General features: G+C 57.6%; 17 protein-coding genes and 1 pseudogene. 12 read left to right on the top strand and 6 right to left on the bottom strand.

Annotated features, from left to right (window positions below; translation table 11 throughout):
* Positions 1–36 precede the first annotated feature (36 nt).
* Both AC07S6_RS09075 and AC07S6_RS09070 read right to left on the bottom strand, forming a co-directional pair.
* Positions 37–459 carry a RidA family protein gene (locus AC07S6_RS09075; RefSeq protein WP_017846980.1) on the bottom strand — a complete coding sequence of 141 codons (423 nt, stop codon included), beginning with the start codon at positions 457–459 and terminating at the stop codon, positions 37–39.
* A 33-nt stretch (positions 460–492) separates the two neighbouring features.
* The gene (locus AC07S6_RS09070) at positions 493–1,632 is read right to left on the bottom strand and encodes an ornithine cyclodeaminase family protein (protein ID WP_099491972.1); all 1,140 of its coding nucleotides are present in this window, start codon (positions 1,630–1,632) and stop codon (positions 493–495) included.
* 142 nt (positions 1,633–1,774) lie between these two features.
* Between AC07S6_RS09070 and AC07S6_RS09065 the strand changes: the two are divergent.
* A pseudogene (locus AC07S6_RS09065) lies at positions 1,775–2,178 on the top strand (DUF6597 domain-containing transcriptional factor); the annotation flags it as partial.
* A gap of 229 nt (positions 2,179–2,407) precedes the next feature.
* Here AC07S6_RS09065 and AC07S6_RS09060 read toward each other — a convergent pair.
* The 4 genes from AC07S6_RS09060 to AC07S6_RS09045 are packed head-to-tail and all read right to left on the bottom strand — an operon-like array spanning position 2,408 to position 4,178.
* Positions 2,408–2,725, bottom strand: a complete 318-nt coding sequence (locus tag AC07S6_RS09060) for an alpha/beta fold hydrolase (protein ID WP_495112144.1) — start codon at positions 2,723–2,725, stop codon at positions 2,408–2,410.
* Positions 2,719–3,258, bottom strand: a complete 540-nt coding sequence (locus tag AC07S6_RS09055; RefSeq protein ID WP_495112143.1) for an alpha/beta fold hydrolase — start codon at positions 3,256–3,258, stop codon at positions 2,719–2,721. The genes AC07S6_RS09060 and AC07S6_RS09055 overlap by 7 nt, the downstream gene beginning before the upstream one ends.
* Positions 3,259–3,273: 15 nt before the next feature.
* Positions 3,274–3,435 (bottom strand): hypothetical protein, encoded by a 162-nt coding sequence (locus tag AC07S6_RS09050; RefSeq protein ID WP_495112142.1) that lies wholly within the window; start codon positions 3,433–3,435, stop codon positions 3,274–3,276.
* Positions 3,414–4,178 (bottom strand): VOC family protein, encoded by a 765-nt coding sequence (locus tag AC07S6_RS09045; protein WP_495112141.1) that lies wholly within the window; start codon positions 4,176–4,178, stop codon positions 3,414–3,416. Before AC07S6_RS09045 ends, AC07S6_RS09050 begins: the two co-directional genes overlap by 22 nt.
* Before the next feature lie 497 nt (positions 4,179–4,675).
* Here AC07S6_RS09045 and AC07S6_RS09040 point away from each other — a divergent pair, with 497 nt between their 5' ends.
* The 11 genes from AC07S6_RS09040 (at position 4,676) to AC07S6_RS08990 (ending at position 14,407) form a co-directional block, all read left to right on the top strand.
* On the top strand, positions 4,676–5,425 hold the full coding sequence (locus AC07S6_RS09040) for a hypothetical protein (RefSeq protein ID WP_495112140.1): 750 nt from the start codon (positions 4,676–4,678) through the stop codon (positions 5,423–5,425).
* Between the two features lie 115 nt (positions 5,426–5,540).
* A complete protein-coding gene (locus AC07S6_RS09035; RefSeq protein WP_495112139.1) occupies positions 5,541–5,771 on the top strand; it encodes an AlpA family transcriptional regulator in 231 nt (76 codons plus the stop codon).
* A gap of 4 nt (positions 5,772–5,775) precedes the next feature.
* On the top strand, positions 5,776–6,618 hold the full coding sequence (locus AC07S6_RS09030; RefSeq protein WP_495112138.1) for a ParA family protein: 843 nt from the start codon (positions 5,776–5,778) through the stop codon (positions 6,616–6,618).
* Positions 6,619–6,703: 85 nt separating this feature from the next.
* A complete protein-coding gene (locus AC07S6_RS09025; RefSeq protein ID WP_495112137.1) occupies positions 6,704–6,913 on the top strand; it encodes a hypothetical protein in 210 nt (69 codons plus the stop codon).
* Between the two features lie 14 nt (positions 6,914–6,927).
* Positions 6,928–8,514 carry a ParB family protein gene (locus tag AC07S6_RS09020; RefSeq protein WP_495112136.1) on the top strand — a complete coding sequence of 529 codons (1,587 nt, stop codon included), beginning with the start codon at positions 6,928–6,930 and terminating at the stop codon, positions 8,512–8,514.
* Entirely contained in the window at positions 8,511–9,059 is a 549-nt protein-coding gene (locus tag AC07S6_RS09015) for a DUF2857 domain-containing protein (RefSeq protein WP_007900990.1), read from the top strand. Before AC07S6_RS09020 ends, AC07S6_RS09015 begins: the two co-directional genes overlap by 4 nt.
* Complete coding sequence (locus AC07S6_RS09010) at positions 9,056–10,246, top strand: STY4528 family pathogenicity island replication protein (RefSeq protein WP_495112135.1); 1,191 nt, start codon at positions 9,056–9,058, stop codon at positions 10,244–10,246. The genes AC07S6_RS09015 and AC07S6_RS09010 overlap by 4 nt, the downstream gene beginning before the upstream one ends.
* Before the next feature lie 234 nt (positions 10,247–10,480).
* Entirely contained in the window at positions 10,481–11,236 is a 756-nt protein-coding gene (locus tag AC07S6_RS09005) for a PFL_4669 family integrating conjugative element protein (RefSeq protein ID WP_495112134.1), read from the top strand.
* Entirely contained in the window at positions 11,233–11,748 is a 516-nt protein-coding gene (locus tag AC07S6_RS09000; RefSeq protein ID WP_495112133.1) for a DUF3158 family protein, read from the top strand. Before AC07S6_RS09005 ends, AC07S6_RS09000 begins: the two co-directional genes overlap by 4 nt.
* Positions 11,748–12,218 (top strand): single-stranded DNA-binding protein, encoded by a 471-nt coding sequence (locus AC07S6_RS08995; protein WP_495112132.1) that lies wholly within the window; start codon positions 11,748–11,750, stop codon positions 12,216–12,218. The genes AC07S6_RS09000 and AC07S6_RS08995 overlap by 1 nt, the downstream gene beginning before the upstream one ends.
* A 221-nt stretch (positions 12,219–12,439) precedes the next feature.
* Positions 12,440–14,407 carry a DNA topoisomerase III gene (locus AC07S6_RS08990; protein ID WP_495112131.1) on the top strand — a complete coding sequence of 656 codons (1,968 nt, stop codon included), beginning with the start codon at positions 12,440–12,442 and terminating at the stop codon, positions 14,405–14,407.
* The last annotated feature ends 2 nt before the right edge of the window (positions 14,408–14,409 follow it).

Here is a 14,409-nt window from a genome sequence, read left to right as displayed (position 1 = left end):
GAGGTCGACCGCGCGAGGGCGCGGCCGCAGGACGGGTTATTGCGACAGGCGAATCACTTCGACCTGGGCCTTGGAGGCGTTGCGATACGCCGTCACTTCCAGCTCCACCTTGTAAACCGTCGAACCCAACGGCGGGCAGGTGACGGTACTGGCCGGGTCGACACCACGGAATTTTTCGCCGATCAGGCCCATCACCGCCGGCACGTCCTTGGGGTCCTGGATAAATACCCGCGAGCACACCACATCGGCCAGGCTTGCATCGACGGCGGCCAGCGCGGTTTCAATGTTGGCGAACACCTGGTGCGTCTGCTCGAGGATGTCCTCCGGGATCAGTTTGGTCTGCGGGTTGCGCCCGGCGGTATTGGACACATAGATCCAGTTGTCCACCACTACCAGGCGCGAATAGCTGGCCTGGTCTTCAAAGGGTGAGCCGGTCTTGAGCTTGATGATTTTGGTCATGTCGTAAGTCTCTTCAGTGGGTTAAAGGATGGCTTAGCGCAGGACGGGGGTTTCCCACAGGTTGAGCTTCACGCCGATGCCTTTTTCCACGGCATTGCGATACACCACGGTGCCCCAGGCCACGTCTTCCACAGGCATGCCGCCCACCGACATGATGATGATCTCTTCATCGTTGCGACGGCCCTGGGCATCACCGGCGACGATCTTGCCGATGTCTTCGAGTTCTTCGGGCTGCATCGTGCCTTCGGCGATCATGTCCATGAACCGCACGCCGATCACCGGCACGCAGTGGTGCGCAGGCTTGGGCAATTCTTCGAACCAGGCTTCGTAGAGGCCGGTGTTGTCCAGCACCTTGCGCACGTCGGCGCGTTCCATCCCCTCGTCCAACGAGCAGGATGCCGGCATGGCCATGAAGCAACCCGGCTTGACCCACTCGCGCTTCACAATTGGGTAGTTTGAGGGGTCGCCTGTCTCACCGGAGCTACAATAAGTAACAAGGTCGGAACCACGGACCACCTCTTCGAGGCTGTCGACCACGGTGATCGTGGTCACCTGTGGGTAGGTGTCCTTCACCCAGCCAATAAAATCATTCAGGCTTTTCTCGCCACGGCCCTTGATCTTCAAGGTATCGATCTGCGGGCAAACGGCGATGAATGCGGCGAGCGTGGTCTTGCCCATCACGCCGGGGCCGAGCAGGCCGACCACCTTCGAGTCCTTGCGTGCCAAGTGGCGCGCGCCCACGCCGGGAATCGCGCCGGTGCGGTAGGCCGACAGCAGGTTGGCAGACATATGCGCCAACGGTGCGCCGGTGTCGGGATCGTTGAGGGTGAACATCAGGATCGAACGTGGCAGGCCTTTTTCGCGGTTGGCAATATTGGAGCCATACCATTTGACGCCTGCGGTGCAGAAGCTGCCGCCCAGGTAGGCCGGCATCGCCATCATGCGGCGGTCAGCGGTGGGCTTGGGCATGTTCGGGAAAGGCGAATCCTTCGGAAACACCACCATCGCGCCGTGAGAATCGTTGTTTGGCCCCGCCATGCGGTAGTCGCCGCTATAGAGCAGGCCGAACATCTCTTCCATGGTATTCACACAGGCAAGCATGTCGGTTACGCCTGCGCGGATCATGTCCTGCTCGGACAGATAGATGAAGTCAATTTTTGTGGTAGTGGACATTATTATTCTCGACTGAAGATGAAGTCGCTGCGGTAGGCACTGCTCCCACGCTATCGAGGTCGAGTATCAGTGAGTGTTTCATGGCGGTATTGTAAATTTCGGACATCAAGGTTCGTCCCCGCCCGCAGAGTTGGCGCGATAAATGCGTGAATATTCCCGCATATACCACGTCAAGGTCCGGCCATGCCCAACCTGTGTTCACCGCCGCTGCGGCAAACCGCTTACGAACAACCCTGGTTCGTACTCAACTCTTCACGGTATTCGGTAATGCCTTCCGAGCACCCGGCGACTTCGCATTTCTACGCCTTCGATGTCGCTCACTCGGCTGATCTGCTGGCGGTGCCGGACGGCTGCGTGGATATCGTTTTCGACTGTGACGCCACGCGCCCAAGTGTGAGGATTTGTGGTACCCCGCTGGAGGCGCAGCAGGTCGAACTGCTGCAGGGTCACCATTACTTCGGCGTGCGCTTTGCGCCGGGGGTTATCCCAGGTTTCATCAACGTCGCGGTCGAGCACCCCGCCATCGATCAATTGCATTTCTTCGAACAGAACGCCGAAATCCGGCTGGTTCACACCGAACTGTTTCTGCACAGCCAGGGACGTCAGGCCCACCTTGCGGCCCACGATGCGGCGCCCCTGCTCTACCCAATAGCGAGTGTTGATGGCCTGCGCCTCATACGCGCCTGTCGCGTCATCGGGAGCGAGGCCGTCGCGCAGCGGTGCGATAGGGCCCTGTTCATAGGCGGCACGCAGACGCTGAGCCAAAGAGGAATGGTCAGTCATCGCTCTGCTCCAGGAAACCATGTACCAGTGTGTTGAACTCACTGGCTTTTTCCAACTGCGCCCAATGGCCGCATTGCGGAAATACGTGCAGACTCGCGTTAGGCAACAAACGCATCAGCAACAAACTGGTGCCCCACGGGATGACACGGTCCTCCTTGCCATAAATCAGCAGCGTGGAGTTCTGCAATGGCGAGCCAACCAGGCGCTCCCACAGATTGAGCATCGGATGCCCCTTCCACTCGCGCGGTTTGAGAAGATCCGGATGGGTAGCCGCCTGATAACGCGCTTCGATCAGTTCAGGCGTCACCATCGACTGGTCGTACACCATGATGCGATGCGTACCGCTGCTTCGAGCTTCTCGCGGGTCGGACCTTCGCCTTGATAAAAGGCGCCCAGGATCTTGATGCCTTCGGTCATCATCGGCGTAAACATTGTCGGCGAACCGCCAGGCCCCATGAGCACCAACTTTGCGACCAGATCGGGGCGTTTCATCGCCATGGTCATGGAGATCGTGCCGCCCATGGAATTGCCGATAAAGTCGGCCCGTTTCACGCCTAGCTTGTCGAGCGCTTGGGCAAAAACTTCCGTATAGAAGTCCGTGTCCTGGTAGGCGCTGAGGGGCTTGTCCGATTCGCCATAGTGCGGCGCGTCGAAGGCGATGACCCGGTAAGTGGCAGCGAAGGCTGGCAGGTTGGTCCGGTAGTTGCTCCACGCCGACGCCCCCGGCCCTCCCCCGTGCAGCATCACCAGCACGCGGTCGCCTACCTCGGTGTCGTGGTAATGAATATTGAGGCCATTAACTTCAATGAAACGTGAAGTGGTTTCAGCTGTATGAACAGTCATGGTGGTCATCCTTCGTTACTTGGGCGCTTGAAACTGGGCTGGCATGTGGAATTCGTGTCCCCAGCTACTGTTGGTGGGGTAATGGGTCACGTGCCAGGTTTCGTCGTCGATCTGGATGCCACCCCAACCGATTTCCACTGACCAGCCAGACGGCGTCAGGACGTAGAACGAGAACATGTTGTCGTTAACGTGCCGTCCAAGATCGATAAGGATGTGGGCGCCGGCTGCACGCGCGCGGCTCTATAGGCGAAACCCACTTCGTCGAGCGAGTTCATTTCCAGAAGAATGTGATGCAGGCGTGGGCCATGGGTTGGCGGCATGTCGACGATGGCGAGGGAGTGATGACGTTCGTTCACCCGCATGAACATCGCTTCGCAGTTGACACCTGGAATGATCAATGAGTCGGTGCGCTTGAAGCCCAGCACCTTTTCATAGAATTCGATTTGGGCCGAGTACTGTGTGGTCGAGAGCACCAGATGTCCCAGACCTTGTTCCTGAGTCAGGAATGGTCGTGCACCGACCGGCGACACGAATGGCTGATTGGCAAGTATCGTAGGTCCGTAATGGGCTTCTATCAGCACGCCATCGACATCACGGAAGCGAATCATTTCCCGAACGGCTAACGCTCGCGCTACCTCGTTGGGTACTTCCTCGAAGGGAATCCGAGCAACACGCAGAGCGTTCCGCACGTTGTGTAGGTCTTCGCTGCCGCGACACTCCCAACCCACATAAGCGACATCGTCATGATCGCCAGGATGAATGATGACTCGACGCTGGTGGAGGTCAGCGCGCAACACCAATGTGCCGTCCTCCAACTCCTGACCGATCTGCAAACCCAGCACCTCGGGCGCAAACTTCTTCCACGCTCCGATATCGCGTGCAGTAAATCCTATGTAGCCAAGGGTATCGATGCCCGACATGGTGGCTCCTCTGCGCATTGTTATTCTTGTGCTGCGAGCCGTCTGGCTTGACGGCGTCTGGAGAGAAGTCTGCTGTATAGGTCGGCACCGGTCATTACCCGATATACCGTTGTTCTTGATCATCCGTACGCGCGACGTATCACAAAGAACGAGGCCGTCGTATTTTAAGCAGAAGGATCTGCGCGTTGGTCGTTTCTGCCCCACGAAATTGCGACTGGCGGCATGAACCCATAATCAAAATGACGGTCCCCCTTGTGGATCTAATGTCGCGATTAGCCGAAAAATCAATGGCAAATCCCTGCGATGTGATCCTGTCCTGTCTGCCTGGGAGAAAACCTTTAAAAAATAAGGGCACCACTTTTGAATTTGGATAGATGGAATGAGCTCATCAAGCAGAAGGTCCCAATGAATACTACCGGCAGTTCTCCCAGCAGGCAGTCAAAAAAATAGGGATGTGCGAGAGGCCCTTTCCATTGGAAATGGAGGTCCGTTCGCACATGTCTTCAAATAACTTTAACCCCCAGGCTAAAATCTCCTATCGGCCCATCGACGCAGCATTGCGTTGGTGCAACCTCATTCGTTACGAAGCGCAGATCGTGCAAGCGGCTTGGTCTTGCCCGCAAAAGCTCAGGAATCTGTTTCCTCAATGGCCGTGCCTACAGGCCAATACTGACAAAATCTATGATGCCGTTCACAATGGAGAGTTGCCGTATGGTTCCTTCGGCATTTCGGTCCCCCTGGGTACCCCTGTGGAGCCCACTCTGCTGACTGTTAGACACTCCGATTTACGTCTTTGGATGCAAATCTACTATCCCGATCAGCGGCCCGATTTCCTGTTCAACTCGCGCGATGACGCTCAGGATAAAATCAGCCTGGGTGTTTATTTTGCCCTCCAGGCCGAACGGGATGCCCTCCTGCGAGAGCGCGATGCTCTGCAACGGCAGCTACAAGCTGTCGAAACTGACCTTAAGGCGCTGGGCCTTGAGCAGGAAAGTCTTAAAATATTGGTAAAAACGCAAGGACAGCTCAGCGATCGTAGTGAACATACTTACCTGCAGATCATCGGTGCCTTGGTCAACACTGTCTTAGACGTGTCGCCCGCAGGTAAACCTCTTTCCGTATTCAAGAGCCAAGCCGCAATCGTCGATGCTTTGACCGCGCGCCACAGTGATATTCCCGGTCTCAGCAAACGAACGTTGGATAAAAAGTTCGCTGCAGCCAAACGCGCTCTCAAAAAAACCACCTGAGCCAAGTCATTGCAATGCAGCGCAATCGATTGCAGTGCAATGACTCGCTCGCTTTTCTGCTATTCACTTCAGGTCACTTCCCACCACGCGCCAATTAGCGTCAGGAGTGACCAGCATGTCCAGCCACCCCTTCCCCATCGCGGAAATGCCTCAACCACAGATCGAACGTCATATCATGCGGCGTGACGAGGTGGAGCGAAAAACTGGCTTCAAACGCGCGCACATCTACAACCTGATGAAAGAAGGTAAATTCCCTCAAGCCAAACGCATCGGACTGCGTGCGGTCGGTTGGGACTCGCTGGAGATTGAACAGTGGGTCGCTGAACGCTTAGGCCAGCAGGCCTGATTTCATGCGTGTGGTCACGGTGCTTTCCACCAAAGGTGGGGTCGGCAAAACCACAGTAGCGGCCAATCTTGGCGGTCTGCTGGCGGATGCTGGTCTACGCGTCCTACTGCTCGATCTGGATAGCCAACCCACCCTCTCCAGCTATTACGCCTTGAGCCAGAAAGCTGTTGCTGGCGCGTACGAACTCATTGCACTCAACTTAACAACGCCTGCGCAGATTGTTTCCAGGACCGTGGTTGTGGGACTCGACCTGATCATCTCCAACGACGCTCAAGGCCAGTTGAGTACATTACTGCTGCACGCCCCCGACGGGCGATTGCGGTTACATAACATGCTCGATAGTTTCCGCCCCAGTTACGACCTGCTTTTGATCGACACCCAAGGCGCACGCAGCGTTCTACTGGAGATGGCCATTCTGGCCTCCGATCTAGCGCTCTCTCCTATCACGCCGGAAATGCTCGCCGCCCGCGAACTGCGCCGCGGCACCTTGAGACTGTTGAGTGAACTCGAACCGTTCCGCCACCTGGGCATTCCACCGCCACCGTTGCGACTGCTGCTGAACCAGGTAAATAGCATCCGGGTAGACACACGAATGATCATCCGTGGCCTGCGCGAGACCTTCGCTGGGGCTACCAACATCTCGGTGCTAGACACCGTCGTTCCAGACCGAGTGGCGTATCTCAATGCCGCTTCACTCGGCCTACCGGTCCACCGAATCGAGACACGCCGGCCACGGGAACGACGCTCGCCATCAGCGCTGGAAACCATGCAAGCGCTGGCCATTGAGTTGTTTCCGGAATGGCGCGAAGCGATCTCTACGGTGACCAGATGCGCGGAGGTTCAGTGAGACAAATCACCAAGCCCGCATTTCTCACCCAGTCATTAGGTTTGTTCGACCTTGAGGCCAACAGCGTTTGGCAAGGAGTCTTGTGATGTTGGATCAGCCTCACATCATCGTTCAGCCATCCATTCGAATACACCACCCACCTTGCGAGGAGTACTGCACCGTGGTCTTTCGCCTGCAGGGTGGCCGCTCGGCCATGGGCTGGTTCCTCGCAGAACTTTCCCAACATTTCGAAAATTCGGGGACTGCCGAGATCGTCAAGTTCGAGACCGGTGACCATTTGCGCAACCGGCGTTAACCGAGGTTGTTCCGATGAAGAAGCTCAGTCAGGAGCAGATCACCGACAAGCTGCACCAGGACCACTTCCCTCGCGGTCCAGAACTGGAGCGGCTGTCCGATCCACTCATCGACACGCCGATGCTGGTCACTCTGGAGCAGTTGCGGCCCTACGAACACAACCCGCGCTTCATTCGTAATCCGTTGTATGACGATATCAAGGCCTCCATCCGTGAACGTGGGCTGGATCAACCACCGCCGATTACCCGCCGCCCCGGAGAAACCTCTTTCATCATCCGCAACGGCGGTAATACGCGCTTGGCGATTCTCGGCGAGCTGTGGCAGGAAACCCGCGACGAGCGTTTCTTCCGCATTCATTGCCTGTTCCGACCTTGGACCAATGAAATCACCGCCCTCCTCGGCCATCTGGCCGAAAGCGATCTGCACGGCCAACTCACCTTCATCGAACGTGCGTTGGCGGTGGCCAAACTCAAAGCCATGCTTGAAGCAGAGGGAGCAGTACTCTCGCAACGTGAGTTGGCACGACGTCTTGCCGCTGGAGGCTATCCCATTTCGCAGTCGCACATCAGCCGGATGCTCGACACCCTTGAACACCTACTGCCCGCCATTCCGCAAACCCTGTACGCCGGACTAGGTAAGCCCCAAATCGAACGCCTGATCGCTCTGCGTAGCCAGGCAGAGCGAACCTGGAACCGTTATCCAACCGCCACCGTTGCGTTCACCGAGTTTTGGTTCGACACCCTGGGCTACTTCGATACCGAACCCGAGGCCTTCGATCTTGAGCAAATCCAGGATGAACTGCTCGAACGCATGAGCCGCTTACTCGGACAGTCCTACCGTATGTTGGCCCTGGAGCTGAGCGATACCCAACGGGTCATCCCAACGCCTGGCGTTGTCGTCACCACGCCCTCGGAGAACAGCCATCTGCCGAGCGTTGATGAAGCCACGGCAGGACCGCCCTCCTCCGAGTCCCATCCCAAATCAACTGAGACCAGAACCCAGACCGAAACAGCGCGAGAGGAGCTGCTCACACCGCCCGAAACGAATGTCATATCAACGGTCAGCCCTCCGTCACGCGTTCAACAGATTCGCGAGCAGATCGATCGCGAAACCGCCACCGAAACAGCACCGAGCGTCGAGGGCTGCACGACCAACGACCTCTGGACCATTGCACCAGCACTGGATTGCCCCGAACAACTGCGTTTAGCCATCGCCGGACTGGCACGGGAAATGGCGGCCTATGCCGGACATCCCGAGAGCATCATCGATCAGCAGCTTGGCTTGGGCTTTGTCCTCAACATCGAGCGAGTTGATCTTGCAGCGCCTCGCGCAACCGGCGTTCACCTACTGCTCATGGCCCTGCTGCGCGCTCAAGATGAAGTGAACTGGGAGGATCGCAAGCAACTGCCCTCCGCCCTGTTCGGCCAGCTGTTGCTGGGGGTTTACCAACTTCCGCTCACAGATCGTCCTGCCATGGATGTGGGACTGGAGCGACTACCCGACAGTCTGCTCATCAAGCTGTATCGGCTAATTCGTTTGGCCCGTCGCCTGATCGACTTAACGCTTACCCCTGAAGATGACTCACCGAAGGAGCTGCCATGAACCTGTCCTTCAATGTGCTCAACCAGGCCATGCTGACTCAGGTACTGCATGAGCTGCGCCTGGGTAATCTACAACGCTGCAAAGCACTCGGACTGGGTGAGGACGACATCTACCTGTTGCAATCCTTACCGCCCACCACGCTGTCGCGCCTGGCCCATGCCACAGTGTCTTGGGTCGAAGTCAAGATCGACTCGCCGGTGCTGCATCGGTTGATCGAGCAAGCCGAACGCGACGAGCAGAACGAGCGCTTGATCAACCGCGCGCTCAAGCTCGGTGCCAGCAGCACCATCATGTACCAGTGCTTCGGCTTGGCGCATTCGGAAACCGCCCTGCGCCGCCGTCTGCTCAAGATAGAAACCCGCAAGGGCCGCCCTCAGCATTTGAGCGAAGCGCAGGAACATGCCCTCTGGCAGCGATGGTGCCAGCTACGCGCTCAAGACGGTACCGAGGATCAGCTCGACGCCATGATGATGCTGGCCGAAGAGCAACAGATCAGCTTGACCATCGTTTGGCAGCAGATTGACCAGTACAGCAATGGAACATGAACACTGCCCCTTCCAGTCGCTGGCAGCGTGTCCTGCAGCAATGCACCCAGCAGCTGAGTGAACGCTGGCCCGCACGCCCTACCACTGAACATCCCTCCAACCAGGCTCTACAAGCGGGCTTTCTGTTCAGTGGCCAATCACACGAAGTCGTGCCGCGTCGGCTGCTGTTGGATCATCGACTGACGCCATTGGAACGTAATGCCTGGCAAGTGTTTCGACTCATGCTGCAAGGTCAGGGCGTGGTCACACAGCGCTATGAAGATTTGCAGCCTTACCTGTCGAGCGTGCCCTACGGTGCGTCAGCCTCCCGTGAAACCATCGCTCGCGTCTTGACCATGCTCAGACTAACCCGCTGGCTCAGCTTGGTGAGTCGTGGCCGCGATCAGCTCAGCGGGCGCCTGCAAGGTTCTCTGTACGTCCTGCACGATGAGCCGTTAACCCCCGTCGAAGCCATGGAACTGGATCAGGATTACCTCGAACTCGTCGGACATGCCCTCGGTCATGCGACCAAGGCTGTACGCATTGTCGCTCAGCATGTTCTGGAAGAAGTTCGCCAGGACAATCGTATCGATTTAGGTCAGCTACCCACACGGCTCGATAGTTTGGGCGAACACTGGATGCAGCAAGGATTAGATCAGGCAATCGACGCCAGCATGCACGATTCCGAACTGGGGGAAGATCACCTCGTTCGGAATCGTGTGGGACCTCGTTCGGATTCCGAACCAGGCCTGAACGCCAATGTTTCCGGCGCAGTTCGGAATCCGAACGCCGCCTGTACTGTATTAAAAGAAAGTACTTGTACTGTACCGCGCGCGACCCCGGCGGTGGATAACCTGCACTGGCCCGATCCGCTGCACCTGAGTCCAAGCGAGCGTCAGGCCGTCGCCGTGGCGCTGAACAAGCTCAAACCCGCGGATCGTCAGGCGGTGCTCAACGAAGCGGGTGCACGCTGTACGGCAGGAGGTATCCGCAAGCCAGCGGCGTATCTGATGGGTCTGATCCAGCGCGCACTGAACGGGGATTTTCGTCCTTGGGCAGGTCAGACAGCGCCCTCATACGTTGCAGAAACGCCCTTCACAGCACCGTCACGTCCGTCCCGAAAACAGGGCGAACCTGCCTCCGCCCTCGCCCAAGCGTGTCTGAATGAGCTACGCCAACTGCGCGGTAAACGCCCTGGACGTCAGTAGATTTGATGCCAGTGGCATCAAATCTACTGAGGTCTACTGTGGGATCGCAAAGGGCCGAATCTGCGCAATCTGACTAATACAGCCATACCACTCCTGAAATGATGCCACTGACATCACTCACGAACGTCTCCGAAATTAACCCTCTCAAACCGAATAGACCGCATTCAGCTTTTTGGCTGCCCTTGACTTTCATCTGTCGCACCCTCCCGTCCAAGCTTATGCGAGGACAACACCGTGGCCGACCACTATCAACTCAATCTGGGTTCATTGCGCAGCAGCATCACCCTGACCCTGCACACTCACCACGCCGCCCGTATATGGCAAGGTCGAAGCGCACGCGAAGGCGTCCACTCGATCATGGGCATGGCCGGCTACATCAGTGTCACCAACCTGATCAAACAAACCGCGGCCCAGGACGATCCCTATGCCGACTGGGCCATGGTGCAACTCGAAGAAAAACTGATGCAGGCCAAGGCTGGGATGCTGGAACTGACCCAACAGCTGGATCGGATCAGGCAGGACCTACCGACACAGATCGACATGGGCGACAACCTCAACATCCACCCCGTCACCTTGCCGTTATACATCGGCAGCCAGCTGGGTTTTTTGGCGGTCTACTTGCTGACCGACTACGACACCCTGGTGCGTCGTACCCTATTGGCCCATCACACAGCCCTGATTGGCCGCGTCGACATGGAAGCCTGGATCGACGACGGCGCCCATCTGCTTCGCAGCCTGTTCGGTCAGGCACAGCGCTATCGTCATGCCGGCGTCACGCGTGATGACATGGTGGCGAACAACGCCCGTGCCCTGGCGGCCATCGAGAGGCTGGGTTTTCCCCCGATGGACATTCTTGAGGGTCATCGCCGCTCCCAGTTCGCGCCGCCAATCATTCGTCGTGGTGCTGTGGCAGTGGATGACGCTGACGCGTTGGCAGAGGACGCGGGAGGGGCATCTGCGACAGTGGATGAGCCAGAGGACGAAGTATGAATCCGATGATCCCGGCGCAACCAATGCTCTTTGTAGCGTTGACACCGGATGCCTATCGACAACTCGAACACGCTGCCTCCCTAAAAGGCCTTTTAAAACCTTTTAAGGGTAAGGGGGAGTTGGAGCACCTGGCGCAGGTGGCGAGGGAAATCGAGGCGCAGTTATTTGACCTGATGGAGGCTGTGGTGCAGCAGGCCAGACAGCCTCCGTACTCATTGCTGGATATCCGATTGGTTCTGCAGAACACCAGCGCGGGCAGCTCCTTTTTGCGTTGGCGCACCCGTGACTTCGCCCGTATGGGGGTCGCGGTCTGGGAACACCAGGTCTGCAACAACGCCCTGCCGCAGGTCGTACGCGAGGGATTGCACCGCTTCGAATGCGATCGCATTGCATTGAACCTGCAGATGAGCGTGGTGCATTCGCTCTACCGCCAGACCACAACCTGTGCGATCAAAATGGCCAGCGCCGAACAACTGCTGCGCCAGTTCACACCAGCAGTGGAGATATCATGATGAGTACTTTTTTCGTCGGCGAAGGCAACATCGGCAGTGCGCCAGAGTTCCAAGAATTCGCCTCAGGCAATGACGAGCCACGGCGTTTACTGCGGCTGAATGTGTACTTTGACAACCCCGTACCACGCGAGGGCAGCTATGAAGATCGAGGCGGCTATTGGGCGCCGGTTGAGCTCTGGCACCGCGAGGCTGAACACTGGAGCACGCTGTACCAGAAAGGCATGCGCGTGCTCGTCGAAGGTCGTACGGTGCGCGATGAATGGGAGGACAGTGAAGACAACGCGCGGGTCACCTTCAAGATCGAAGCCCGTCGAGTCGGCATCCTGCCTCACCGGGTGCACAGCGTAGTCATGCGGGACCGCTCCAGTGAGCCGGCGGCATCAGCGACACACGTCGGGCAAAATACAGAGCAAGCACGTTCACCTGCGTCCAACCCCAGAAAGCGCAGAGGTCAGCCACCGGCGGACTGACATCCTTCAGGCATAAAAATTGCGCCTTTGCGCGAAGTTGCTGAGCCGTTTTTACTCTCTGCTCGTGAATATGCACTGTCGTCAGGATACGACGGGGTACAACCTCGCCCATTCCTGGCTGCTTTGACTGACTAATATGAGGATCCTTCGATTCAGGTTTCTCATACTCCTCACCTGCTGTTTCCTACAACGCTGCTCCGAACACAATTCGGAGCAGTTCTATGCGCCTCTTCCTCTGCGAGAAACCTTCCCAGGGTCGTGATATCGCCAAGGTTCTCGGAGCCACTCGGCGTGGTGATGGTTGCCTGATCGGGACAGAGACAACCGTCACCTGGTGTATCGGCCACCTACTGGAAACGGCCCCACCTGAAGCTTATGGTGATCAGTACAAATCCTGGTCGTTGGATCATCTACCGATCATTCCTGCGCAGTGGAGGGTTGAGGTCAAACCCAAGACTGCTACGCAATTCAAAGTCATCAAGCGCCTGCTCAGTGAAGCCACCACCGTCGTCATCGCCACCGACGCCGATCGCGAAGGTGAAATGATTGCCCGGGAGCTATTGGATCTCTGCGAGTATCGAGGCCCCGTGCAGCGCCTCTGGCTGTCCGCCCTCAACGAGGCCTCTATTCGCAAAGCACTGTCCGCGCTGAGGTCTGGTCAGGAGACCTTATCGCTCTATCACTCAGCCCTAGCCCGCAGCCGCGCCGACTGGCTGATCGGCATGAACCTCAGTCGTTTGTTTACCCTTCTTGGTCGGCGGGCGGGCTACGACGGCGTATTGTCGGTTGGACGCGTCCAGACACCCACTTTACGTCTGGTAGTCGATCGGGATCGTGCGATTGCCAGCTTCGTCTCGGTGCCCTACTGGGAAGTGGAGGTGCACCTGTCCTCCATGGGGCAACCATTCATCGCGTCGTGGTTACCACCCAGCTCAGGACAAGATGAAGCCGGTCGTTGCCTGCAGCAGACGCTTGCCAGTCAAACGGTCCAAGCGATCTCTTGCAGTAAGACCGCCACGGTACTCTCATTGCAGATTGAGCATTTCCGCGAAGCGCCGCCCCTGCCCTTCGACCTGAGCACCCTGCAGGAAATCTGCTCGCGCAAGCTGGGACTCGGCGTGCAGGAAACCCTGAACATCGCCCAAGCCCTGTATGAAACCCACAAAGCCACCACCTACCCGCGCAGCGATTGCCGCTATTTGCCAGCAAGTATGTTCGACGAGGTACCCGCGGTATTCGATGCCCTGCTCAAAACGGATCCCGCACTGCGGCACGCACTCGGAAGCCTCGATCGATCATTGCGCTCACGGGCATGGAACGATGCCAAGGTCACCGCGCACCACGGCATCATCCCCACCACCGAGTCGGCCAACCTTGCGCAGATGTCTGAACAAGAGCGCCAAGTCTACGAACTGATCCGTAGCCACTACCTCGCGCAATTTCTCCCGCACCATGAGTTTGATCGGACCCAGGTCGAACTGGAGTGTGGCGCAGAGCGATTGACCGCTGTTGGCAAACAGATCCTGGTTCAGGGCTGGAAAGGCTTGCTCTACGAAAACACCGAGGAGGATGAGCCCAATCACAAGTCCCAGGTCTTACCCGTCTTGCAACAGGGTACGCAGTGCGCAGTGGACGACGTCGAACTCAAGTCCATGCGCACCGCCGCCCCCAAACCTCTCACTGAGGGCGATCTGGTCAAGGCGATGAAAAATGTGGCCAAGCTGGTCAACGATCCACGCCTGAAACAGAAACTTCGGGACACCACCGGTATCGGTACCGAAGCCACGCGAGCCAGCATCATCAAGGGGTTGATTGATCGCGGTTATTTGTTGAAGAAAAAACGCGCCTTAATGGCCTCGGCGGCGGCCCACACCCTGATCGAAGCGGCACCAACAGCGGTTGCAGATCCGGGCATGACCGCAGTCTGGGAACAGGCTCTGGACGAAATCGAATCGGGACGTCTGACCCTGGATGCATTCGTCGCCAAGCAGGCAAACTGGATTACGCAATTGGTCGAACACTATGGATCGCTCACCTTGTCGATACCGATCAAAGCCGGGCCGACCTGCCCCATGTGCAATGCATCAATGATCAAGCGAAAGGGGAAATCAGGGCCGTTCTGGTCATGCTCCCGCTACCCAGACTGCAAGGGCACTGCCCCGATCAAAAAAGATACGCCTCGCCCATAACG

The organism is Pseudomonas sp. GW821-FHT07B01 (assembly GCF_059419065.1).
Note: the sequence above shows the minus strand (reverse complement) of the source record. Positions and strands in the feature narration are given on the sequence as shown.